Source organism: Desulfoluna spongiiphila, from assembly GCF_900101345.1.
GTDB classification, from domain to species: Bacteria; Desulfobacterota; Desulfobacteria; order Desulfobacterales; family Desulfolunaceae; genus Desulfoluna; species Desulfoluna spongiiphila.
In genome coordinates, this window is sequence record NZ_FMUX01000004.1 from 154,707 (window position 1) to 180,102 (window position 25,396).

The following is a 25,396-nucleotide window of genomic DNA, read 5'->3' on the forward strand; positions in this document are numbered from 1 at the left end:
GGTAACGTAATTTTCATACATTAAACGTTGTTTACTTATGCCAACTATTTCATAAATATCGATATACTTCGAATTATAGGGAGAGATACATGGCATACCGAGTTCTCCGGATCTTTGTGATGTGGGTCACCGCTGCCCTGACGATCCCGTCGGCATCCCCTGCCATAGAGTCCCTCACCAACCATGCCATGGACCACATCACCGGGCAGGCAACCGCACAGCAATCCAACGAAGACCGTGAAACGGCCTACACCGTTGCCACGGAGGTACACCCCCCCGACGATACCCTTCACCCGGTCCTGCCCAAGCCAACCATGGCCCCGTCTACCCTGGACGGCGACCACACCAACACCGTCATTCTCGATTTTTTAGGTGTGGAGGCCAATGAACGCCTCGGGACCGACGCCGAAGATTTCAACGGTGAGGTAGAGGTGGGTAACATTTTCTACCTTGACGAGGACACTCAGACCTATGTCCACCTCCACGGCACTTTTTTCGGAGAATTCGTCGTTCCCTCAACCTATGACGACGGATCGAGTTTTAAAACAATCCGCGTCTCCAAAGAACGACTGGACGATGTCTACCCCGATGGTAATTACCTCCTCAGTTACCAGGGAAGCACGTATATGGAAAAAGACCTCATCGATGAAACCTCGTACCGTGCCTACCCAAACCGTCAGGCCCAGACAGTTGCCAAAACGGGAGAACGCCCCCTGCACCTTCTTATTCCCCATGGGGAAGGAGACTCTACCCAGTGGCGGCTATTCACAACCATCCCCGCGGAAACGGACTTTATCCAAATTGACATCAACCGCCTGGTGACACGAAACAGCGGCGCGTACACCGTCAAACTGTCCAACAACGCGGCCGGTCTCAACGCAGGCAATGTCGGCGCAGCAGCCGGAGATTACTCAGGGACCTTGGGAACCCTTTATTTTTCAGGTGAGACACTCGTCGAAGGTGGAACCGTTGTCATAACCACGACCCAGTAACCTCGTAATTTCCGGAGTGAGACCTGCCGGCAAGGAATCTTGCACAGCAACATTGTGATATAATAAAGATAAATCGACAAGCCTTTCTCTGACTTACAAAATACATATCAGACAAACTGTCCTTTGAAGGTATTATAGCCCTGCCGGCAACAGCACCACAGGCTGTCGCCAGCCCGATCACCGGGCGCAGCATACGGGAAATAATGCTTTACAGTTTTTTTTGCGCTTGATAGGAACAATGTTTATCTTCTTAATCATAAGTCTTGCGGGCTGAATAAGAATACCGCACAGGAACCACGCAGTGAAGTGGGGTTCACATCCTCAGGACACTACCAGAATCTGGCCAGGCGCGTACCCATGCACCCTTAATTCCCCAAGGATGGACGCATGCATATTCTTGTTGCTTTTCTAATCGGTGTCGGTTTTTTCACCATCTACCATCCGTTGGAAAAGGCCCCGGAAAACCAGGTGACGGTTCTTGACCTGCAACGGCCCCAGTTCGGGTTCAGCCATCCCGTGGAGCCCATCACCGAGATTGAAAAGCGGCGTATTGTCAAGCAGAACTATGACTACAGTTGCGGCTCTGCTGCCCTTGCAACCCTGCTCAAGTACCACCTTGGCGAACAGTTTACCGAGCAGCAGGTGATCTGGGGGATGCTGAAATACGGAGACGTCAAGCGGATCCAGGAGAGACGGGCCTTTTCTCTTCTGGACATGAAAAAATTCGTCACGGTGCTGGGGTATGATGCCAACGGGTACACGGCATCCATTGAGGACCTCGCCTCCGCCGAATACTGGCCCTGCATCGTGCCCATCAAATTCTTCGGGTACCGCCACTTCGTGGTGGTCAAGGGAATCCACAGGGGCCACGTTTTTGTGGCGGATCCCTGGCGCGGCCACAGCAGCTACACCGTCCCCCAGTTCAAGAAAATCTGGTTTAAGAACGTCATGTTCATCGTCTCGGCAAAAGACTCCCGGCCTGTGGGAAACCTGGCCCTGATTCGGGATGATCTGCGTTTCATTGATGAAGAGATCACCCGTTTTGCACTTTTTGAGCAGGACAAGGTGGAGCGACAGCTCGACATCCAGCGGGCCCTCAACCAATCCAGCGGGGACACGCTTTACTTCAAGAATTAATCGGTTTTTACCTGATGATAACTAAGCACGGCAGGCAGGTTTGTTTCCCCCAACGACCCCAGCGTGTTCACCCCTGATGAAGGAGGCGGTTTTGATGAGAAGAGCCGGCATACTGCTTACATGGATCGTGGCCATGGGAATCCTGGTTCTCCCGGCGTTTACCTGGGCGGAGGAGGCGGCAGATACGGATCAGGCAGCCCTCGAATCCATTGCCACCGAACTTGAACAGCTGAAAAAAGAGCTGGCGACAATCAAGCAGGCGGCCCAGGTCCGGGAACAACTTGAAGCCACCAAAGAGGAGAAAACCGAAGAGACCGAGCGGATCCTTACGGCCATCGGTCTGGAGTATGTCCTCAGAAGGGAGGGCTCCCTGGGCGTCACCTACGGGGCCAGCTATTCATACAACTCCACGGATATCCTTGAAAATGCCAAGACCAACATGACGGTGGACCACACCAGCAACCACACGCTCTACAGTAGCGTGAGCGTACAGTACGGCCTGAAAAACAACCTCACCGTCAACGGCGCCATTCCCTTTGTCTACAAATGGGACCAGCAATCCACCGCCTCGGAGCGCAACGCCACCGACATCGGGGACATCAGCTTCGGGCTCCAGTGGCAGCCCCTGCCCACGTCCACAGGGCGCGCCTCATACATCCTCAACACCTCACTCATCGTTCCCTCCGGCACCAGCCCCTATGAAATCGATGTGGACAACGCCCTCTCCACCGGTTCGGGCTATTACTCCGCCCTTGCGGAACTCTCCATCAGCAAGCCCATTGACCCCATCATGGCCTTCGGCAGCCTCTCGTACCGCTACGCCCATGAAGTCACAGGGCTCAACCAAACCCGAAACGGCCCCAACGGTGCCACGGCCCTAAAAGAGGTCTCTCCGGGGGATACCTTCGGCGGCTCCCTGGGTATCGCCTATGCCCTCTCCTATCAGGTCACCCTGCACCTGAGCTGTCAGTACTCCCACACCACCAGCTACGAATTTGACTGGCACGGCGGAGAGCACAACAAAACAGGAACCTCCACGGCAGCCTCCCTCAACATCGGTACCGGCTGGAAACTCTCCCCGGAAAGTTCCATGAACATCACCGTGGGCGTTGGCCTCACCGACGCCACCTCCGACTTTACGCTGTCGTTTTCCATGCCCTTTAACTATGCGCTGTAAACGCCCGACTCGCTCCATCAGAAGATGCCCCGGTTCCTTCTTCCCGGCGACATGAAGAAGCCATCAGCTTAAAACGAACCCGGCCCCAGAGCCTTTAAGGAAACCATGATGAGAAGAGCTGTGAACACCTTGCGCATGCGATGGCACATACCGGCTGTTTCAACTCTTGCGGTGCTCTGCCTGCTGATCTGCGTACCCCGACATGCAAGGGCCATGTTTGTGGAACAGATGGCCGTGTCCACACGGGCCATCGCCCTGGGAAACGCCTGCACGGCGGACCCTCCAGGGGTCATGAGTGTTCACTACAACCCCGCAGGCCTTACCAAGCTCCCCGACCAGTCCTTCAGCCAGGGGTTGACCCTCCCCTTTATCTTTATCGATATCAGCCTGACCGCCGATCCGGACATGGAGCCGTTTATGGATGGCTCCAGCCCCAATCCCGTAGGGCATCCCAACGGTGCCTCCGAAGAATCCAAGGTCGACCCCCTGGCCGGGACCACCGGCTCCAGCGGCCCCTCCATGTATGTGCCCCTGTACAACGACACGATCCCCTTTCTGGCGGGGCCCTCCCTGGGGCTCTCGTCGCGGCGGAAAGGCTCCAAGTGGACCTTTGCCTTTGCCAACTACTCCCCTTACGCCGTGGGCCTCACCTTTGACGACGATGACAACCCCGTACGCTACCAGGCCAAGGCCCTGGGCCAGCAGCACCTCATCTATGCCGCCCCGGCCTTGAGTTACAAGGTCAACGACAAACTCTCCGTGGGGTTCACCGTCGGCATGGGCCAGACCGCCACCTACGCCGAACTCGACATGCGCATGCCCAACCAGATGACCGCCCTGACCAAGGTCCTGGGGGATGCCACCCAGGACCTCAACATCCCCGTCATCAGCCAGATGACCCTGCCACCCCCCTGGTTCGGCGGCGGCGTGGCCCCCTACGACAAAGTGGCCCAGCTCAGCATGAGCATGCGGGATGATTTTTCTCCAAACTACAACGTGGGGGTCCTCTACGAACCGAAACGCTGGCTCTCCTTGGGCCTCACCTACCAAAGCGAGATCAAGGTGGAGCAGGTGGGCAACTGGGAGGTTCAGTACTCCAAGCAGTTCAAGGCCATGATCGACTGGCTCGGCGAGGGCAATATCCTGCCCGTCACCGCCGCCATGCTCAACCTCCCCACAGACGCGGAAAACCAGGGTGGCTACGTCACCAACAACATGACCATTCCCCAGCGTATCCAGGCCGGCATCGCCTTACGGCCCTCGAAATACTTTCAGCTCCTCTTTGATGTCAACTGGGTGGACTGGTCCGTCTTGAACCAGGACACCTTCACCTTTGACCGGCAGGCCGACTTTCTGAGGTTTGCGACCCTCATGGGCTACACCGGCGGACCGGATGCCCTGATCATCCGGCGGGATTTTGAAGACACCATCAGCTGGGCCACCGGCATCGAGCTCTTTCCCACGGACTGGTTTACCTGGCGGTTCGGGTATGAATGGCGCCCCACCTCGGTGCAGGAAGACCTCTACGATGCCATGTACGCCGTTCCGGATATCCACAATTTCGGTACGGGGTTCGGAATCAAAACCAAAGATGACGTGGTCATTGATGTCTCCTTTGCCTACCTTATCGGAGACACCACGGAAATTGCCAACAACGGCAGCATCAACATGAACTCTACCGACTTCAACAAACCCGTCTACAACCCCTACGCCGGTCTCGACTTCGAACAGGAGATGGAAGCTTATATCATCTCCGTCAATGTCAGCATGCCCATCAGCACCATGAAGGAACACATGCACCATCAAGCGGAAATGGTAAAAAGTGCGTATCATTTCCTGAACCCCTTTGACGACGAATAAGCCCCCCCTCATCTCATCCCCCCTTCGGCCACAGGTGGCACCCTGCCGTCCTGTAGCCGGGACCATGCCCCATCCCTCCACAACCTGACCCCAGCCGTGTGACAGCCGAGTGTCCCATGCGCAATCCGGGTCATCCGTTCACAATCCTGAAAATCCACCCCCTTGTATCGAATTTCTCTGTTCGTTCCCCCTTGCCCCCGGCATGCCCCGAAACACGCAAAAATCCGCCAGCCCCGGCCATTTCAAGACTATTCCCTCTTCCCTCCAGCCCGTTCCCTTCCCTGGCACGCTTCTTGAAGAAATAATCCATCAGACAAACCGCACCCACGGCGATGCGGTGACCACGCCAAACCGGGGGTGACCCCGGGACGGAAAGCCACGGGTCCGGGACGGCAGCAATCACGCTGCCCCCGGGCAGCCGGGTTACTTGCCGCAAAGGCGGCAAAGGAGAACACCATGAAAAAAAACAATCTTATCCTTGCTCTGGTTTGTTCACTTGTTGTCTTGTCAGGCGCTGTCGCCCAGGCCCAGGTTGTCGCCATGAGTGACGCTGACCTGGCTGAAGTCACAGGCCAGGCGGGGTTTGCAACCATAGGAAACTATGCCGGTTTTCAGCGGGACCTGGCAACCGACAGCCTTCACTTCGGAGCCAGCGCAGCCATCGCCACCCTCTTTAACGCCTCCCACCAAGGAGAGCACACCGGCGACGTCAGCGCCATACGGGTTGCAGAAGACGGCTCCTACTCCTTCGACATCAAAAATCCAGGATTCACCATTCAAAACTATCAAACCAGCCTTCGCGTCGGAAACCCCACGGGGACCGGTAACAGCCTGGGCACGGTATCCATGGAGTACATCCGGGTCACCACCCAGGGAACCGTTCGCGTCACCGTCCGATAACCGGGTCCACGGATGTTCTCCCCTGCCTCACCGCGCCGTCATTCGGTGTCGCCGCAACAGATGATGCGACACCGAATCGGCGCAGGTGGGTTGCCACAGGCACTGCCCAGAAGCCCAATCCCCTCAGGGCCTTACTCCTTAAGCCATTCCCTGAGTAACGAGGCCTTCTTCTCCCCCCGACGGCCTGTCATCGCCCGGGTCATCCCCATGCCCGTTCTGTCATGCTTCCCCATGTTGACACCGAATGGAAACTGCACTACATTGTCGTAAACAATGTTAGCAATCCAATACTTCCAACGCCCGGGAGGTCACATGATAAACCGACAAACACTCACCCTGTTTCTGGCGATTTTCCTGCTCCCGGCCCTCACCTGGGCAGACGCCTTCTCCCCCATGGGAACCCGCTGGCCTGCGGGTGTCAAAAAAACACTGGTCGGCAACAGCACCACCCTCTTCGGAGCCAACGGAGACATCCTGGCGGCTTACCCAAAGGGTGCCTTTGAAACCACGGCCCCTGCCTCCATCCGCCTCAACGCCCCTGAAGGCATCGCCACCCTTGATTACCTGAAGATAGGAGGTGACAAGTACATCATCGCCGCCTGCGGCACCGGCGGATTGCAGGTTGTAAAATTTGACGGCACCTCCTTTACCCTCCATGGGGATGCCGTGGTTACCGAATCGACCCATCCCCGGAAAGACACCCCCTCTCCGGCGCTCCTGAACATCGCAGGATGCGTCGGTTTTGAGGCCAGGGGTGCACATCTCATCGCCACCATAGACAACAACTTCGGCTACCGCGTTTTTAAGTTTACCACCACGCCAAGCCTGGAAGAGGTGGCCCGCCAGGAGCTCTCCAGGGATCTTTACACCATGCTTGTGGACATTGACCGGTGGAATAAAGAACCCGGCCACGACTGCATCCTCACCGTGGCACAAAACAGGGAGATGGGCCTCCTCGACATAACAAAAGGCATCCACGATCAGTGGGAGATCAAAGGGCTGGGTAAGCTCACCTTCGACATCCCGAACCTGCCCTCCACCGCCCTGCTCTACATGAGCACCCTCACCTTGCGGGTTGCAGACGACACGGCCCATGTCGTCGAAAACTCCATGGGACACTTCCTGAGTTTCGGGATTCAAGGCACGCCCCCTTACCTGAGCCAGACCTACCCCATTGCCGACTCGGACGGCATCACTCTGGGCTACCCCCTGGACCTCTCCATGGGGGGGGCCTATGCATGCATCACCACCCTTGCGGATAACGACGACAACCCACCCGGGGTCCAGGTGATGAAGCTCGCCAATAAAGCCGTTGTGGGGACCCTTGCCCAGGAAGGGGCCGGGGCCGTGCACCAGACGGATGCCACCACTCTTTTTCTCATGGATATCAAAAGCGGCCTGTCGAAAATCACCCTCTCCACCTCCGGGAGTCCCGCCCAGGGGCCCCATGTGGCCACCCCCTTTGCCGTGGATGAGCTGCTGGCAAGGGAAAACCATCTCTTTTTCGTGGACGGGCTGGACAGCGACAAAGCCGGGGTCCGCGTCATGGATATCCTCAACGCCACCCAGCCGAAATGCGTCTTTTTTGGCCCCACAAACGGACGGGCCTGTGACCTCGCCGTGGACAAAGACTTCTACCGGCTCTTCGTGGCGGATAAATCCGAAGGCGTGTACTGCTATTCCATGAACAGCGACTTTGTCTCCTCGGAGGACGATCTGGACAACCCCGAGCCCCCATCGCCCATAGCACCCTTGCCACTAGCAACACTTGGCATCGAGCACTTTGACCACGAGAGCCCTTTAAGCATTACCGTCTCTTCCAAAAACCATGGGGGGGTAAACACAGACTACCTCCACGTCCTCACCGAGGGGGGCAAACTCTTCTCCTTTCCCCTGCCCGTTCCCCTGGGCAGTCCCCAGATCCACACCATCGACACCGATGAAAGAGTTGACTTTGTGGATCTGCCCGGAACGCCGAAAACCGTGGAACCTTTTGCCAGCGATTACCTCCTTGTGGCATGCGGCCCCCAGGGTCTCCAGGTTGTGGATCTTTTCTCAAACCCGGACACCCCCGGAACGCTGTCCCACGCCATTGAAGCCTCCCACACCGCAGGACTGAGCAATACCGTCAACGTGTCGTCCGACGGCACCCGCCATGCCTGTGTGGCCGATGATGGCGCAGGCATCGTCACGTTGGACCTCTTCGCCGACCAGAACACCCCCGCCCTCATCACCCTTGCAAAAAAGAGCAGCTACACCATCGACTCGGGACATGTTATCGACCTCTTCCTGACGGACAACAACAACCTCTATGCCGTCACCGACCAAAGTTCGGACAACCTCCTGATCCTTGATATGTCCGATCCCTCGACCCCGGGCCTCCTCTCCCGCGAGACCTCCCCGGGCTCTCCCAGGGCCATTGTGGCGGCCACCACAGGGGGGCTCAGCTCAGACAGCCCGTCCCTGCGCGCCGCCTACATCGCCGATGGACAGGGCGGCCTGACCGTTCGCCAAACCACCAACGACGACAACTCCCAGGAGCAGGTCTGGCACGATGACTCCTCCAGCTGTTTCATCCAGACCCTGCGCTAAGGAACGAACACCCAAATCTGTATGCTATTTAATGTTCGTGCCCAAAACACCCGGCCTAAAGGCATGGGGCTGTTTTGTAAACGACCGCATCAGCGGCACCATGCCGGACAGGTGACCATGAATCGATCGCTTATGTTATTGCCCCTGCTTCTCCTTTGTGCATGGCTCGGCCCCTCGTCGGCCATGGCAGAGACCGGCCCCATCACCCTCAGGGAGTGCATTGAAAAAGCACTCCCCTATGCGGACGCCATCAAGCTGGCCGAAGAGTCCCTGTATGCCGCAGAACAGGACCGGCTCCGCGCCCGCTCGGTCCTCATCCCCACCGTGGAACTCACCGGCCGTATAGACGGAAGCAACACCGAAATCCAAGGGGCCTACGCCCCGCCAAACCGCATCGAGGAGACACGCTACGGGGCCTTTGCGGGCCTGGGGCTCTCCTACAGTTTTTACCTCAACGGCCGTGAACTCATCGTCTACAAGGCCTCCGGGGAACTCGTTGAAAAAGCCGGCATGGACGTAACAGCCGCACGTCATGACTACATGCTGCAGGTGGCCGTCACCTTTGTGGGCTGTATCCGCAGTGAAAAAGGCGTGGCCATTGCCGAGGCAAACCTGACCCGGCTCATCTCCAACCGGGATGCCGTCATCCGCCGCATTGAGGCCGGGCTTCTCACCCGCACCGAACAGTTTCGATCAGACGCCGAAGTCGCCGGTGGGCGGGCAGAACTCAAAGAGGCCCTCAACCAGCGTACCGTGAGCAGGCGGGCACTCCAGCGCCTGGTTCCCCTGACCGATGGTTTCCAGCTTATGCCGCCGGAAACCATTCCAGCGCCCACGAACCTGAGCCTTGAAGAGTGCGTCTCCCTGGCAACGGAAAACCGACCTGAACTCAAGGCCCTTGTCATCGCATCCAGGGTGGCGGACAAGGAGGTGGCCGTGGCCAAAAGCACCTACTGGCCAAAGCTCACCATCGAAGGGTCGGCCGGCCGGACCGAGAGCCGGGTGGACGGCAGCTACGACAATCTGGAGGCAGACTTTGACCTGGACACAACCCGGTACATGGCGAGCCTCACCCTCTCCCTTCCCCTCATGGACGGCGGCCTGCGCAGGGCCGACATCCGCAAAAGCCTCTCGGACAAACGCTCCGTGGACCACAGGCTGAACGAAAGAACCAAGGAGATTCGCCTGGCCGTGGAGCGGGCCTGGTACGACCACAACACCGAATCACTCCGGGTGCAGGCCCTTGAAGAGAGCCTCACCTTTGCCCGGCAATTTCTGGACTCCGTCACCCGGCGGTTTGACGAAGGGCTGGCGGAAAGCCTGGATCTCATCGACGCCAACACACGGTTTGTCGAGGCAGAAAACCAGCTGGCAGACGCCCGCTTTGCCCTGCAACTGGCCGCCATCCGCCTCAGGTACACCTCGGGGGTGCCCATGCTCCCCGCCCCGGCGCCCCAAAGCGCCCCCAATGGCTGACCATCGCCATCCATGGGTTAAGTGCGCCTCCGGCGGCCCTGTCGGGGGCCAAACGTTTGAAAAGTTTGACAAACAGGTTTTAATAACAGACCCCGTTTAATCTGAATCACATTCGCAACATGCTTTCAAGGTGGCTCACCTTGCCGCCGGAGGCATCTTTAACCATACGAAGGCACGCTCTCGGCTTTCTTCATTTTTCATACAGACTATGGCAACGAAAGAGACTTGGTATGACGTTCAGACCACCCCACCCATCCCTTGCAAAAAAAGTCATAACGGCCTGTGCGGCCTGGTGGCCGGTGTGCCTCCTCATGGTTGTTCTCCTTATCCTGTACGTCATGACCGTCATGAAGGCGGAAGCGGTGGCAAAGGCACGCCGCGACCAGCGAAAGGAGGGCTCGCCTCCCGTCAACGTGGTGACCTTAACCCTTGCCCCCACCACCATCAGGGACCGGGTCACCCTCCCCGGCGAGGTCCGTGCCAATCAGGAACTCCTTGTACCCTCGGAGGTGTCGGCTGTTCTCATAAACAAAACGCGGCAAGAGGGTGAGGCCGTCAAGGCCGGGGACACCCTGGCGCAGCTCGACACCTCCCGGTTTGCGGCCCGCCTCCAGGCCGCCACAGCTTCCTTTGAATCGGCACAGGCCACGGCCAGGCGCCTGACAAATCTGAACCGCACCAACCTTGCCACCCGGTCGGACCTGGACCAGGCCGAAGCAGCACTGGAAGAGGCGCGAAGCGTGCTGACCGTCACACGCCTGGACCTTGCCAAATGTCAGGTAAAGGCCCCATTTGCCGGGTATCTCGACGCCTACCTCATCGACAAAGGGGCCTTTGTAACGGCAGGGAGCCCCATCTGCCGCCTGGTGGACCTCAACCCCGTAAAAATCCGCGTGGGCATCCCCGAATCCGATGTTCGGCACATCCGCACCATGGCGTCTTTCTCCGTCTCCATTGATGCCTTAGGGGGCGACCCCATCCAAGGGGGCCGCGTCCTGCATCTGGCCCGATCGGCGGGGAACAAGGCGCGCCTCTACGACCTGGACCTTCTTTTTCCCAATGACCAGGGGCACCTGATCCCCGACATGTTCGCCCGGGTGGACCTGATCAAAGAGGTCCGGGAACAGGCCCTGGCGATCCCCCTTTACGCCCTCATCACCCGAAAGAACACCCAGGTCGTTTTTTTAGAAGAAAAGGGGCTGGCCACGGCCCGGGAGGTCACAACGGGAATTCAGGAAGGCTGGATGGTGGAGGTCACCCGGGGACTTGCGCCGGGGGACAAGGTTATTGTGGTGGGGCAGCGGTCGGTGAGCGAAGGTAGAAAGGTCAACGTGGTCCGCCGCGTGCAAAAGGCTGAGGAGCTTCAGCCATGATCATCCCGGACACCGCCGTCAAAAACCGCATCAGTGTCCTGGTGCTCTCCGTCATCATCGTGCTGGTGGGGATCTACGCCTACTCGGTGCTGCCACGGGAAGACGAACCGGACATCACCATCCCGTATGTCTTTGTTGCCACCGTCTACAAAGGCGTGGCCTCGGCCGACATCGAAACCTCGGTGACCATCCCCATTGAAAAAAAGCTCAAAGGCCTTGAGGGGGTCAAAAAGATCAGCTCCGTCAGCTCCGAAGGGTTGAGCGAGATCAACATCGAATTCATCCCGGGCACCGACATCGACGAGGTCCTCCGCAAGGTCAAGGACAAGGTAGACGAAGCCGAGCGGGACCTGCCCTCGGACATGGAGGAAGACCCGTCCGTGTTTGAGGTGAATATCTCGGAGATGCCCATCGTGGTTTATTCCCTCAGCGGGCCCCAGGGCAGCACGGCGCTCAAACGCCTGGCCGACGACCTCCAGGAAGACATGGAGTCGGTGGCAGGGGTCCTGGAGGTCACGGTCACCGGTGGCCAGGAGCGGGAGATCCTCATTGAGGTGGACCCGGAAAAACTCGCCTGGTACCACATCCCCATCACCGATTTCTCCCTGGCCGTCACCAGCGAAAACACAAACACCTCGGGGGGGGGCCGTCAACATGGGGGACGGCCGCTACCAGCTGAGGGTCCCCGGTGAATTTGACTCCCCGGATGAACTGATCGGCATCGTTGTCAAGGAGCACAACGGAAAACCCGTGTACCTGAAAGAGCTGGCCCGTGTTCTCGACACCTTCAAGGAGGAGGAGAGCAGGGCCCGCCTCAACGGCCACGAAGCCATCAATATCTCCGTCAAAAAACGAAGCGGAGAAAATGTCCTTGCCATCTGCGCGGAGCTGGACCGCATCGTGGCCCGCCACCGCACCGGGTGGCCCGAGACCACCCTCATCACCAAACTGATGAACAAGGAGAAAAACATCCGGCTCATGGTGGCGGACCTTGAGAACAACATCCTCTCCGGGCTCATTCTCGTGGTGGGGGTCCTCTTTTTTGCCCTGGGTTTCCGCAACGCCATCATCGTGGGCCTGGCCATCCCCCTCTCCATGCTCATCAGCTTCACCGTCCTGTATGCCCTGGGCATCACCCTGAACATGGTGGTCCTCTTTTCCCTGACCCTGGCCCTTGGCATGCTGGTGGACAACGCCATCGTCATCGTGGAGAACATCTACCGTTTCATGGAGCAGGGGGCCTCGCGCACCCAGGCCGCCATGAAGGCTTCCTCGGAGGTGGCCTACCCGGTTATCGGATCCACCTTGACCACCCTGGCCGCCTTTTTCCCCATGCTCTACTGGCCCGGCATCATGGGCGAATTCATGCGCTACCTGCCCCTGACCCTCATCGTCACCCTCACGGCAAGCCTCTTCGTGGCCCTGGTCATCAACCCGGCCCTGGCCGCCTTCATCATGCGGGTTAAAGCGCCCTCCGGGCCCCATACGCCCAAAAGCGCCCCCCTCTCGTTGTCCGTCGAAACCCCGGTGGAGATCAAAGGCAGGCTCCTGGTCTCCTACGCAGCCACCCTCCATGTGGCCTTGAAACACCGGGCCAAGGTAATCACAGGGGCTTTTCTCTCCCTGTTTATCCTCCTTTTTCTCTGGCTCCTTGTGGTGGGCATTGAAAAGCCCATGGAATTTTTTCCTTCCGTGGACCCGCAAAACGTCTTTGTCAACATCGACCCCCCGGAAGGGGCCACCCTGGATTACTGTGACGGCATCGTGAGGGAGGTGGAGATGCGCATCGCCTCGGCAACGGACGCACGGCCCACAGACGAGGCGTACCGGAACGCCCTGGCCCTTCGGCAGCACACGGACCGAAAGGGTCACAGCTACATGGCCCCCAGTGATTTCAACAACGTTGAATACATCTACGCCAACAGCGTCCGTCGATTCGGCAGCAACCTGTTTGCCCAGAATTCCCCCAATCACCTGGGCATCCAGTTTGTGGACTACGAAAACCGCACCCGCCCGTCGGCGGAAGCCATCCACCGGTTCCGGGACCGCGTCAAGCACATTGCCGGTGCCCGGGTCACCGTAAAAAAAGAGGAGGGAGGCCCCCCCACCGGAGCCCCGGTGAATATCGAAATCGCAGGGGATGACTTTGCCACCCTGGGGCACCTCGCAGCCGAGGTCCAGAAAGTCATCGCCACCATCCCCGGCATTGAGGACGTCCGTGACGACTACAGCAACAACATCCCCACCATCCGCATCCGCATCGACCGAAAACGGGCGGCCCTCTTCGGCCTCTCCACCGGGGCCGTGGGGGCGGCCCTGAAAACGGCGTACAACGGCACCAAGGTCTCCACCTACCGGGAAGCCGGTGATGAATACGACATCACCGTGCGCATGCCCGAGCACTTCCGAAACGCCCCGGAGACCCTCCACACCCTGCTGATCCCCGCAGAAGACGGCACCCTTATCCCCTTGTCGGCCCTCTCCCGCATGCACTACACCGGAAGCTTAGGGGATATCACCCGCATCAACCACAACCGGGTGGTGACGGTCAAAGCCAACGTCGATGTTGAAATCAAGCCGGGGACCGCCCTGCGAAGCGAAGCCGAGACCCTTCTCGACGCCTTTCCCCTGCCCGAGGGCTACACCCTCACCTTCACCGGGGAAAACGAAGAGGAGCAAAAGGCAAAAGCCTTTCTCTCCCGGGCCTTTCTGCTGGCCATCCTCCTGATCTTCCTGATCCTTGTCACCCTGTTCAACTCCGTGGCCCAGCCCGTCATCATCCTCACCTCGGTGATCCTCTCCTTCGGGGGCGTTTTTTTAGGGCTCGCCGTCATGGGCTACCCCTTCGGCATCATCATGAGCGGGGTGGGCGTCATCTCCCTGGCCGGCGTGGTGGTCAACAACGCCATCGTCCTCATCGATTACACCAACAAACTGCGGGAATCCGGCATGGAGACCAGCGACGCCATCGTCGCCGCAGGAGCCACGCGCCTCCGGCCCGTCATGCTCACCGCCGTCACAACCGTCCTCGGGCTCATCCCCATGGTCACCGGCGTCTCCATCAACTTTCGGGAGCGATCCATCTCCACCCTCAGCGAAACCTCCCAGTACTGGCAATCCATGTCCATCGTCGTCATCTTCGGACTGATCATCGCAACGGCCCTCACCCTCGTGGTGGTCCCCACCCTCTACAGCCTCCTGGCTACCCAGCGGAACGACGACCCCCTTGTTTAATCAACAAAAATGCAATCTCAAAAAAACGCCTCCGGCGGCCAGGGGATGATCCCCTGGACCCCAGGTTGCGAATGCGCTTTCCCCCTCGTTCCTCGGGAAAAATCACATTCGCCATTCATTCAGGGCATGTTTAGAAAATCTTGTCAGATAACTGTTTTTCATAACTATTTCGCTTGCCTCCGGCGGGTCGCTTTTTTTAAAAAAAGCTCCACAAAAAAACGTTTCTAATGTGAAAAAGTGGAAATTATTTCGGAGGAGCCTGGAAAGGCTTGCTTAAGACCTGTTTGTCAAACTTTTTAAAAATTTGGCCCCCGGCAGGGCCGCCGGAGGCTTGTTTGAGCTGAATAGTTACTGTTTTTCCAACGTTTCAAAAGGGTGCCCCCCGGCAGGGCTGCCTACGGCGGCAAGGGTGGGGAACCCACATAGGCAAAACACCTTGAAAGCAGGTTACGATAACGTACTCTGCTGCTTCGAAGCTTATGGATCAATCCGCACAAACCATCCGCTTTTAAATCGGGCAAAGCCCGAGCCCAAGGCCAATATGCTTTCGAGGTGGCTCACCTCGCCGCCGGAGGCATGTTTTTCCCGCTACCTTGAGTTATCTTCTGTGCGTTCCCAAATAAAAAAGGGCCGTGGCAACACGCCACGCCCCTTCCGTAAATCAAAACCCCGCTATCCGGAGACTAAAAATTGCTGGACAGATACCCTTCCAACTCGTCCAGCAGGTGAACCTGGCCGTCATCTAAGGGCACCTCAGCGCGCACCCGGGCGATCTCTTCCATGGCCGCTGCAGGCGTCAGGCGGGCATCGCCCCTGAAGTCCACCATGGGGGGTTCCTCTTCTTGGGGGTGCACCCGGGCCATATAGGATTCAAAGGCCTCGAACACTTCTTCGTCGGAGAATTCCGGGTAGTTGCGGAACAAAATACGCGTTGCAAGCTCCCGGACATGACCGGGGGCCATGGCCTGCATGGCCTCTGCCATGGCCTCGGGCCCGGCCCGGTGAAACTTGGCGCAGAGGGCCTCTTCGGCCTTGGAGAGAAACCCGTTCTGGTACAGGCAGGTGTCCGCATCCAGGTTCGGAACCTCGGGGTAGCGGAACTCCCGGTGGTGCCGGACAATCCGCGCAAACTCATCGGGGTGTTCCTTCAGCCAGCTGAGGTTCTCCTCCACCCTGGCCAGGCGCTCGGGGGAGAGCCTCCCCACAAAACGCTCCAGGGGGGGCAGGATCACGTTGGGCTCTCCCAGTCGCTTCCGGATCACCCAGACCCGGTCTTCCACCTCGCCCTCCCCGTTGATGAGTGACTCATCATCCAGCCGAAGCCAGAGGGTCTGGTTTTTGTAGGGGACGGACTCTCCGATGGCAAGGACCGGGGCCTGGTAAAAGGCATCGGCACCGAACCGGCTGCCCGTCATGATGCCCCAGGTGTGCTGGCCAGCCGATGACACATGCTTAGGGGGCAGCTTGCCCAGGCGAAGGCCGTCCTCTTTCTTGTTGAAACTCCCCGAGACATACTCCCACATTTTCCCTTCGGCAATGAATCGCTTGGCCAGGGCCAGGGTCGCCTCCACGTCCACCATGGCGTCATGGGCCTGCCCTTCGGCCAGGGCGTTGGCCTCGCTGAGTTTTTCAAGTTTCAAGGTGGTTTGCCCGTCTTCCCTCAAGGGCCAGGTTAACACCTCCGGCTTGTAGAGATGGTAGAGCACGGCCATGGGAAGCAGGTCCATGCGGGAGCACCCGTTGGCCCACTGGTGGGTGTAAGGGGGGAGCAGGTTGCGATGAAAAGCAAACCGAAGGAACTCGTCGTCGAACCCCAGGGTGTTGTAACCCAGGGAAATCGTGCCCTCGCGGTTCATCAGGGCATGGATATGCCTCACCGCTTCATACTCGCAGATCCCCTCCATGGATTTTTCGATGCCGATGCGATGGGTGACGGAGGCCATGGGAGACGGCACCACGTCGGGCCGCAGGGACACCACGATGTTATAGCGTTCCAGCTCGTTGAGGTGCATATCCGTGCGAATGGCGGCAAACTGAAGAATCTGGTCAAAGGATTTATTCAGGCCGCTTGTTTCAAGATCGTAGAATAGATAGCTCTTCATGGACGCCCCTTGGGATGAATGGTCATGCGGTAATGAACAAAAGGGGACCAGGCCGGTTGTGCCTGCTCCCCTTTCTAATCGGCTGTGATGGTTTTTCATACACCGGGCAGCCCCCGATGTAAACCGGTATCGACACCCCCCGGGGAAGAGTGTCCCTTGGGGTCACCCGGCCTCTTTCTTTATGCTCTCTTCGCCCTTGCCCGCCTCACGGACCGTGTTGACAATGTGCGTAAGCTCCGGCTCGAGCCCGAGGAACAGCTCTGCCAGCCAGGGGTCGAACTGCCGCCCGGCCCACTCGGAGATCTCGGCCAGGGAATCTGTGACGGACCAGGCCTTTTTGTACGGCCTTTCAAAGACAAGGGCGTCAAAGACGTCGCAGATACAGACGATCCGTCCATAAAGCGGAATTTCCGGGCCCTTCAACCCTTTGGGGTAGCCGGTGCCGTCCCACCGTTCGTGGTGTGTCAGGGCTATCTCTTCGGCCATGCAAAGCAGCCGCGATGTGCTTCCGGAGAGAAGCTGGCCGCCGATTTCGGCGTGCTGTTTCATCACCACCCACTCCTCATCGGTGAGGGCCCCGGGTTTCAGGAGGATGGCATCTGAGATCCCGATCTTTCCGGCATCGTGCATGGTGCTTGCCAGGGCAACGAGCTCCACCTCGTCCCGGGGCAACCCTGCGGCCCGCCCCAGAAGACGGCAGTAATCGGAGATGCGCTGCACATGCTTGCCCGTGCACTCGTCGCTGTACTCGGAGGCAAGCCCAAGGCGGTTGATGATCTCAAGCTGGGTCTCCTCCAGCTCCCGGGTCCGCTCCCGCACCATGGCCTCCAAGGCGATGTTCTGCTGCCTCAAGGCCTCCTGGGCCGTGACCAGGGTGAGATGTGTCCGCACGCGCGCCTTGACTTCGGCAATGTCAAAGGGCTTGGTGATGTAATCCACCGCACCGTAATCAAATCCCCGGGTTTTGTCTTCCGGCCTGTCCAGGGCGGTAATGAAAATAACGGGGATCCCCGCCGTCTCCGGGGCCCTTTTGAGGCGCCTGCACACCTCGAACCCGTCAACCTCGGGCATCATCACATCCAGCAGGATCAGGTCCACCGGATGCTGCCGCACATATTCAAGGGCACGCACCCCGCTCATGGCAACCCCGAGCTTAAACGAATCCTTCAGGGCGTCGATGAGGATATCGAGGTTGGCCCTGGTGTCGTCCACCAGCAACACCCTGCACTGTTTCAAAGGCTCAGTCATCGTAAGGTTCCTGCCGCTATCTCTTTTTTCAACTGGTTTCCGAGGCGCTTCAAGGTCCCACCTGCCTTTTCGAAACTGTACTCCCGGACTTCCTGCTCCAGGCTGCTTGTCAGGCTCCGGCACTCGGGCCCCACCCCATGACGCGAAACCCCTTCCCGGAGTTCGTCAAAAAGGCGACCGGACTCCACAGGGTCCAGTTCTTCCAGGCTCTTACCAAGTTTACCCAGCAATGAGAACATTTTTTCAGGGCCCGCGGTGAACAAGGGGTCCCACGAGTCCTCCCCGGCTTCCAGGCCGGCAAGGAGCTCCCGGGACGACGCGGCCACCTCACGCAGGGACTCTTCAAGAAAAAAGAAGAGCTCTCCGCAACGGTCCGCGTCATGGGCGACGGCAGCCTCTTTCAGGGACTCTGCCCAGGTCGCCACATGGACGACACTGACCTTTCCGGCGTCATCGACCAGCCGCTCCAGTTCCGAAACCATCTCGTCAAAGGCATGCCCTTGAAGGTGATGCCTCAACAGGGCCCCTGCATCCCCATGGTCCCTTAGGAATTCCGCCAGCATGTCGCCGTACAGGCCCCATTGGCCTTCGGTCTGTGCCAGCCCCCGTGAGACGTTGATCCCAGGGAGCATGTACTGGGTTTCCACCGATTCGGAGACGGTGTCATGATGGCCCTCAGGCAGGGCAAAGGTCCCGCCGAAACGGGCAATATTACGCCGGATGGCCGCAAACAGCTCGTTGCGATCAATGGGCTTGGGGACATAGTCGTTCATCCCCGCGGCCAGGCAGCGTTCCCGGTCCCCGTACATGGCATGGGCGGTCATGGCGATGATGGGCAGGTCCCCTCTGTGCAGCTTTTTCCGTATCTGGCGGGACGCCTCCAGGCCGTCCATCTCCGGCATCTGCACATCCATCAGCACCGCATCGTAGTCGCTTTTGGTCCGAAGGTGGTTGATGGCCTCCAACCCGTTTTCCGCTGTGGTCACCGAAATCCCGGCGGATTTCAAAATCTCCACGGCCACCATCTGGTTGATGGCGTTGTCCTCCACCAGCAGCAGGTTCAACTCGGAAAATTCGCTGTCCGACACAAGCCCCCGGGTCACATGGGCGTGCCTCACGGCCTTGAACCCGAACAGCTCCATGATGGTATCAAAGAGAATCGATTGCTTGATGGGCTTCATCAAAAAACCGTCGGCCCCGGCCTCCCTGGCCCGGTCCACCTCGCGATCCCTGCCGTAGGCGCTGATGCAGATCACGGGCGGTGCTTCCCCGGCCGACTCCTCTTTGATGTGTGCCACGGCATCGATGCCATCCATGGCCGGCAGGTGGATATCCATGATCACCAGGGCAAAGGGATCCTTTTCACGGCTGCGCCGGTAGCGCTCAAGCGCCGATTCCGCCGACTCGGCAATCTCCGTGCGAAACCCGAAGGTCTCCATGTATCGCTTGAGGATCATCAAGGTGGAGGGGTTGTCGTCCACCACCAGGACCTTGTTGCCCTGGAGGTTCGGGGGAAGGGCCAGCTCCGGGTTCGTGGCCTGATCGGGCAGGAGCCTGACCTCCATCGTGAACCGAAACGTGCTCCCCTGCCCGGGCTCGCTCTCCACCCAGATGTCCCCCCCCAGCATGGTGACGATTTTCCGGCAGATGGCAAGGCCCAGCCCGGTGCCCCCGTACTTGCGCGTGGTGGATCCGTCCGCCTGGGCAAAGGCGTCGAAAAGGGTCCCGGTCTTGTCGGCCTCGATGCCGATGCCCGTGTCCCGCACGGAAAACTGCAGCTTGGCCGCCTTGGCATCCAGATACTGCGTGCGAACCGCCAGGCTGATCTCCCCCCGATTGGTAAACTTAAAGGCATTGGCGGTGAGGTTGGCCAGCACCTGCCGCAGGCGCAGAGGATCGGAGATCACTTTTCTCGGGACATCATCGGCAATATCGATGATCATCTCCAGATCCTTGTCCATGGTCTTTTCAAGGAACATGTCGGCCACTTCCTCAACCACATCCCGAAGGGACATGGGAATGGTCTCCAGGTCGAGCTTTCCCGCATCGATCTTTGAAAAATCCAGGATATCGTTGATGAGCTCCAGAAGGGAGCGGGAGGAGGAGCGGACAATGTTGATGTACTCTTTCTGCCGGGAGGAGAGATCGGTGGCAAGGACCAGGTCGCACATGCCGATGATGGCGTTCATGGGGGTCCTTATCTCATGGCTCATGTTGGCCAGGAACTGGCTTTTGGCATGGCCCGATGCGTCGGCGGCCTCCTTGGCGACCTTGAGCTGCCTGTTGGCCTCCATGACCTCGGCGGTGCGCTCCTCCACCCGTCGTTCCAACTGGTCGTGGGCGTCTTTCAGGGCCCTTTCCGCCTGCTTGCGAAGGGAGATATCGATGACCGAGGCCACGCTGCGCCTGGCCAGGGGGTCATAGTTCACCTCGGAGAAGACATCGATCACTGCCCCGTCTTTTCGGACCAGGCGGAACTCGTACTCACGCGGGGGCTCCTGGCCGTTTTGGACCCGCGTTTTGTGCTCCAGGCGCATGCGGTCCAAGTCGCCTGCTTCCACGAATTCGATCCACCGCACCTTGCCCTCGATCTCGTGGCGCTTGAACCCCGTGATCTTTTCAAACCGGGCATTGGCCTGGGAAATGACCAGGTTGTCCTCCACAATGATGGCCCCGCCCCCGGTGTTTTCGAAGATACTCCGGTATTTGTGCTCGCTCTGGGCCAGGGCTTCGGTGCGGCGAATGGTCTCGCGCCGAAACGATTCAATGCGGAAGATAAACTTGTAGACATACCAGACGATCACCATGCAGAAGAAGAGGAGGAAGGGTTCTGTGACGTGAAATTGACCGAAGAAAAAGCGGAGCCCCATGGTCAACGGAGCCATGACCAGGGTGGAGGCGGCCAGGAGCTTAAAGGCCCGGATCCCGTATTGAATGGCATTGCCCACAATCACGATGACCGTATAGAGCATCAAAGGCGGCGGCAGGGTTGGGTCAAACAGCCAGACGACCCAGGCAAGACCGAGGTCCGCAACCATGGTGGCACGAATCAGCCCCCAGTGGGCCCCCCGATGCCGAAGCATAAAAAACAAAAAGCCCTGTATGGCGACATACCCCACGCCCACGGCAAAGGCCAGGGGATAAGAAATCACGGAAGACGGTGGGGCCACGGACCCGTAAGCGGCCCAGAAAAGCAGGAGCGAGGCACGAATTACATACTGGAGCACCGGAACGGGTCTCCTGCGCCCCCACTGGGAAACAGATGGTTCGAGGTCGTTGTGTTTTCTATGCATGCCGTCAGCCGGGCCTCGGATGTGGGCCGATACGGCCCGTTAACATTGTTTACCCATACTAACACAAAAATAGCTAATTTTTCAGAAAAAACTCTACATTATGCAATTTCTCTCCGGATTCAAAACGGCAACACCTCAGCAGCTGAAGGTATATTACTCCCGCACACCCCGGGTCCTGAGTCAACGGCGGTCATATTACCCATTACTTTTCCGCCATGTCGAACACCTGCCGACACCCGTGACTCAGGCAAGGGTATCCCCCGGTCGCATGGCAACGCGAAATCCAAGGTTGCTGTATCGAAGGCCCTCCTGAACAATGCGCCGGTGGTCCAGGGTGCACCTCTCCGGCCCCTGATTCCAGCTGCCCCCGCGAATCACCTTTCCACGGGCGCCCATGTCCCTGTCCTTGAAACACCCCACCGCATCGCGGCACCACTCCTGGACATTGCCGCACATGTCGTAAATCCCGTTGGCGTTGGGGCTCTTCTCCGCCACAGGGTGGGTGGTAAAGTCACTGTTTCCAAGGTGCCACCCCAGGCTGTCCAGGGAATCTCCCCCTGCGTAACGGGACTGGTCATCGCCCCCCCCGGGCGGCATGGAGCCACTCCCCTTCGCTTGGAAGAAAAAAGAGACGCTCCCCTTTGTAGGCTTCCGTCAGGCGTTTACAGAACGCATCGGCGTCCTTCCAGGACACCATCTCCACCGGCTGGTCGGGCCGCCTTGGAAAATGAGAGGGGTCCGTGCCCATGACCCGCCGCCACTGGGCCTGGGTCACCGGGTGGATCCCCAGGTAGAATCCGGAGACCTCTTCGGACCACAGATGCCGGGCATCACGAAGGGTCAGCTTCCCGCTTGAGATCCAGTTCATGGTCAGGGCCGTGGCCTGCTCCACCCACACCGTGGGGAGGGCAGGCGTCACCGGCGGGGTGGGCAGCACCGCCCTTTTGGGGGCCCGGGGTCTCTCGGGTTCCGGCGTTTTGGCCGCCTGTGATTCGGCGTTCAACAGGTCCTTCACCTCGGTAAAGGAAGCCGGGCGCTCGCTCCGTTCAAAGGCCAGGCACCGCATGACGGTGTGGGCCAGGGTCTGGGAAAGGTCGCTGCGGGAAAAGCTCACCCCCTCCTCCTGGACCTTGCGCACCCGGTCGATGAAATCCACCTCTTCATAGGGGAGGTGCCCTTCGCACAGGTAATAGATCACAAGCCCCAGGGAGTAGACCCCTGAGACCACGTCCGGTTTTTCGCCCCGCAAGATGAGCTCGGGGGCCGACCAGTTGGGGGTGAACTGCGCACCGGCAAGGGCTGAGGAGACGGAACTGACCCGTTTCAGGCCCCCTAAATCGCCCATGAGCAGCCGGCCGGTGTCGCCCACGAGAATATTCGAGGGCTTGAAATCGGTCAGGAGAAAGGTCTCTCCGCTGGCCCGGCTCAGCCGATCCATCATGTCCACCAGGGACGCCGCATGGGAAGAGATGGTCTCTGCGGAAAGGGGGTGTTCACGCAGCACAAGGTCCTGGAGGTTCTCCCGGCACAGCTCCATGAGAATCACCAGAAAGGCCTGGGCATACCCGCTGGCGATGCGCTTGTCCACAAGGTGAAAATCATGGACCGTCACCACGTCCGGTCCCTTGACCTTTTCGTAGTAGCTGCACACGGCATGAAAATCCCGGGACACCTTGGAATCAAGGTCGGTGTCCTCCCGGAACAAAACGGAGCGCTCCACATGAATGGGAACCACTTTCACCGCCCGCTCTTTCAGCCTGTCCTTGGCATGATACACAGACCCGTGGATACCCTGCCCCAATTCGCCGACAATCTCGTAGGTGGGGAGGCACTTTTCGATAACCTCCTTCATGTTATTGATCATGGCTTCCCCGCCGCTGCATCCTCACTGATCCTGTCTCCCATAATTCCGCCCGAAACGCCATCATGCCACCACCCGGGCGATGATAAAGGTGGTGTTGTCTTTGAGTGTCTTGCGCTTGAGTTCCACGCGCAGCCTGGCGACACCGGTGATGGGGCTTGGCCCGAGGACCGTCTCCATCACCGGGTCTTCAATCAAATCGGTTACCCCGTCGCTGCAGAGGATATAGGTATCATCCGGCCTCACATCCAGCACCTTGTAATGGACCTCTGTGTGGCCCCAGAGTTCGCTGAAAGCCGACCCCACGCCGAAGCTGACCACGTTGCGATACGGATGCGTAAAGGCTTCGGCTTCAGAGACAGCGCCCTTGTCCACGAGGCTCTGGACGTAGGAGTGATCGTGGGAGCACCTGAGGAGCTCTCCGCCCCGCATGAGGTACACCCTGCTGTCCCCGGCATTGAACACCACGGCCTGCTCCCCGGTCAGCACCACGCCGGCGATGGTGGTACCGCTGCTGATGGGGAGTTCCCCTTCGGCGGCGGTCTGGATCATGTTGAGCAGAACGTCGATCCCCTCCGGCGACAAGGTGTCATGGCTGAAGGACCGGTTGAACTCATCCAGGACAAACCGGCTGCAGATATCGCCGGCAGCATGGCCCCCCATGCCGTCACACACGCAGAGGCTCACGTAGGATGCGTCCTCCTCGGTCTCAAGGTCCAGGGAAGGCTGCTGGTACACCCGTGTCCCCACGAGCACCGCATCTTCCTGGCCGCTCCTGGGCCCGATGTCCATGACGGTGCGGACCTCAAGTTTTACCCTGTTGTTCAATCGGCTGTCCCGGCTCATCCAAAAGGTCCTTTCCTTCAACCTGGTCCAGGGCGTTCTGGAACAGTTGATTTTTTGCCCGTCCCCCCGGACATGCCAGGGGACGTCAGGCCCATCGTTTTTGATGGAATTTTAAACGGAGATATGCCACTATGACGCCAAACGGACAGCAACAGGCCAGGACTCACAATGACGGGTTTGCGAGTTAGGCGACACCCCGAAAAATGCGGGTTGGCTTTATATATAAGATCAACATGGGAAGTGTGGCAAGAACTATTATGAACAAAGAAATCACAGCCGATATCTACAAAAGCCGGACTCAAATCAAGAAGGAGTCCGAAGAACTTCAAAAACTGGGAGAGCGCCTCATCAAACTCTCCCCGGCGCAGCTGAAACACGTCGACATTCCCGACGAGCTGAGAAAAGCCATTGAGGATGCGAGGCATATCTCTGCGCGAAAAGCCGCCCATCGCAACCGGCAGTTCATCGGCGCCCTCATGCGCGAATGCGATCCCGAGCCTGTCCGGGAGGCCCTGGACCGACTGGAAGCAGGCCTCTCACTCTCCGGTACGCCCGGCAACAAGCCCTCCGAAGAGACCCCGTGGGCCGAGGCCATCCTTGACGACGACAGCGCCATCGAAACCTTCCTCGAAAAATGGCCCTCAGGGGACCGCCAGCGACTCCGGATGCTCCGGAGAAACGCCCTCAAAAAAAGGGACAGCGCTCCCAAGGGGAAGGAATTCAAAGCCCTGGCGGCGTGTATCCGGGAAACCATCGCCATGCCTTAGGGCCCCGTCGTCAAACGCGCCGTGTTTACCTCAAAAGAACCACACCACAAAAATCACATCCTAATGACTTAATATGTGGGCAGATAATCCACCATATGCCCACATGTCAATTCCTTCCTCCTCACCAGCGTATCGTCTGAAAATATTACACCCCTTAAAAAATCTGTTGTAAACTTCTCCTCTTCATGGTTATTTAGAAGTAATTGTTTTATTACCTATACGACATAAGATATAGGCATTCTTCTCAACACCTAACCACCATACTCACCTCAAAGCATGGCCCTTGAATTAGATTTTAAAAGGAGAATTGGTTTTGGTTACTGGAAAAGTAAAATGGTTCAGCGACAAGAAGGGATTTGGATTCATTGAACTCGACGGCGGCTCCGACGTCTTTGTTCACTTCACCGAAATCACCATGGAAGGCTTCAAAACGTTGGCGGAAGGCGATCTCGTCAACTTTGAAATCATTGAGACCGACAGGGGCCCCAGCGCCCGCAATGTGGTCAAGGCCTGACACCCCGCCCCCCCTGTTTTTTAA

General features: G+C 58.6%; 18 protein-coding genes and 1 riboswitch. Of the genes, 12 read left to right on the top strand and 6 right to left on the bottom strand.

The features are described 5' to 3' along the window. The first annotated feature begins 89 nt into the window (after positions 1–89). From BLQ12_RS07465 to BLQ12_RS07505, 10 genes are all read left to right on the top strand, one after another. Positions 90–992: a hypothetical protein gene (locus BLQ12_RS07465; protein WP_092209841.1), complete on the top strand. Its 903-nt coding sequence runs from the start codon at positions 90–92 to the stop codon at positions 990–992. A 387-nt stretch (positions 993–1,379) separates the two neighbouring features. Continuing rightward, a complete protein-coding gene (locus BLQ12_RS07470; RefSeq protein ID WP_092209844.1) occupies positions 1,380–2,129 on the top strand; it encodes a C39 family peptidase in 750 nt (249 codons plus the stop codon). A 94-nt stretch (positions 2,130–2,223) separates the two neighbouring features. Further along, positions 2,224–3,306 carry a transporter family protein gene (locus tag BLQ12_RS07475; protein ID WP_092209846.1) on the top strand — a complete coding sequence of 361 codons (1,083 nt, stop codon included), beginning with the start codon at positions 2,224–2,226 and terminating at the stop codon, positions 3,304–3,306. A gap of 105 nt (positions 3,307–3,411) precedes the next feature. Beyond that, positions 3,412–5,166: an OmpP1/FadL family transporter gene (locus BLQ12_RS07480; RefSeq protein WP_092209848.1), complete on the top strand. Its 1,755-nt coding sequence runs from the start codon at positions 3,412–3,414 to the stop codon at positions 5,164–5,166. Between the two features lie 335 nt (positions 5,167–5,501). Then, positions 5,502–5,597, top strand: a riboswitch (cyclic di-GMP riboswitch). 25 nt (positions 5,598–5,622) lie between these two features. Then, positions 5,623–6,066: a hypothetical protein gene (locus BLQ12_RS07485; RefSeq protein WP_092209850.1), complete on the top strand. Its 444-nt coding sequence runs from the start codon at positions 5,623–5,625 to the stop codon at positions 6,064–6,066. Positions 6,067–6,378: 312 nt separating this feature from the next. Beyond that, positions 6,379–8,658, top strand: a complete 2,280-nt coding sequence (locus BLQ12_RS07490) for an LVIVD repeat-containing protein (RefSeq protein ID WP_092209852.1) — start codon at positions 6,379–6,381, stop codon at positions 8,656–8,658. Between the two features lie 117 nt (positions 8,659–8,775). Then, positions 8,776–10,134, top strand: coding sequence for a TolC family protein (locus BLQ12_RS07495; protein ID WP_175469569.1), 1,359 nt, complete (start codon positions 8,776–8,778; stop codon positions 10,132–10,134). Between the two features lie 230 nt (positions 10,135–10,364). Further along, positions 10,365–11,507 (top strand): efflux RND transporter periplasmic adaptor subunit, encoded by a 1,143-nt coding sequence (locus tag BLQ12_RS07500; protein ID WP_175469570.1) that lies wholly within the window; start codon positions 10,365–10,367, stop codon positions 11,505–11,507. After that, entirely contained in the window at positions 11,504–12,199 is a 696-nt protein-coding gene (locus BLQ12_RS27955) for an efflux RND transporter permease subunit (protein ID WP_254782018.1), read from the top strand. Before BLQ12_RS07500 ends, BLQ12_RS27955 begins: the two co-directional genes overlap by 4 nt. Beyond that, positions 12,162–14,741 carry an efflux RND transporter permease subunit gene (locus BLQ12_RS07505; RefSeq protein ID WP_254782019.1) on the top strand — a complete coding sequence of 860 codons (2,580 nt, stop codon included), beginning with the start codon at positions 12,162–12,164 and terminating at the stop codon, positions 14,739–14,741. Before BLQ12_RS27955 ends, BLQ12_RS07505 begins: the two co-directional genes overlap by 38 nt. A gap of 683 nt (positions 14,742–15,424) precedes the next feature. Here the strand turns inward: BLQ12_RS07505 and BLQ12_RS07510 are convergent. The 6 genes from BLQ12_RS07510 to BLQ12_RS07535 form a co-directional block, all read right to left on the bottom strand. Beyond that, positions 15,425–16,843, bottom strand: a complete 1,419-nt coding sequence (locus tag BLQ12_RS07510) for an exodeoxyribonuclease I (RefSeq protein ID WP_092209858.1) — start codon at positions 16,841–16,843, stop codon at positions 15,425–15,427. 162 nt (positions 16,844–17,005) lie between these two features. After that, on the bottom strand, positions 17,006–18,091 hold the full coding sequence (locus tag BLQ12_RS07515) for an HD-GYP domain-containing protein (RefSeq protein ID WP_217640256.1): 1,086 nt from the start codon (positions 18,089–18,091) through the stop codon (positions 17,006–17,008). Beyond that, the gene (locus BLQ12_RS07520; RefSeq protein WP_175469571.1) at positions 18,088–21,318 is read right to left on the bottom strand and encodes a hybrid sensor histidine kinase/response regulator; all 3,231 of its coding nucleotides are present in this window, start codon (positions 21,316–21,318) and stop codon (positions 18,088–18,090) included. The genes BLQ12_RS07515 and BLQ12_RS07520 overlap by 4 nt, the downstream gene beginning before the upstream one ends. Positions 21,319–21,627: 309 nt before the next feature. Continuing rightward, a complete protein-coding gene (locus BLQ12_RS07525; protein ID WP_092209862.1) occupies positions 21,628–21,981 on the bottom strand; it encodes a formylglycine-generating enzyme family protein in 354 nt (117 codons plus the stop codon). After that, complete coding sequence (locus BLQ12_RS07530; RefSeq protein WP_092209863.1) at positions 21,959–23,248, bottom strand: protein kinase domain-containing protein; 1,290 nt, start codon at positions 23,246–23,248, stop codon at positions 21,959–21,961. Before BLQ12_RS07530 ends, BLQ12_RS07525 begins: the two co-directional genes overlap by 23 nt. Positions 23,249–23,308: 60 nt before the next feature. Continuing rightward, positions 23,309–24,091 (bottom strand): PP2C family protein-serine/threonine phosphatase, encoded by a 783-nt coding sequence (locus BLQ12_RS07535; protein WP_092209865.1) that lies wholly within the window; start codon positions 24,089–24,091, stop codon positions 23,309–23,311. Between the two features lie 257 nt (positions 24,092–24,348). On the opposite strand from BLQ12_RS07535, the gene yjgA reads away from it, so the two are divergent. Continuing rightward, the gene (gene yjgA, locus BLQ12_RS07540) at positions 24,349–24,858 is read left to right on the top strand and encodes a ribosome biogenesis factor YjgA (protein WP_175469572.1); all 510 of its coding nucleotides are present in this window, start codon (positions 24,349–24,351) and stop codon (positions 24,856–24,858) included. Between the two features lie 313 nt (positions 24,859–25,171). Beyond that, positions 25,172–25,372 carry a cold-shock protein gene (locus tag BLQ12_RS07545; protein WP_092209868.1) on the top strand — a complete coding sequence of 67 codons (201 nt, stop codon included), beginning with the start codon at positions 25,172–25,174 and terminating at the stop codon, positions 25,370–25,372. The last annotated feature ends 24 nt before the right edge of the window (positions 25,373–25,396 follow it).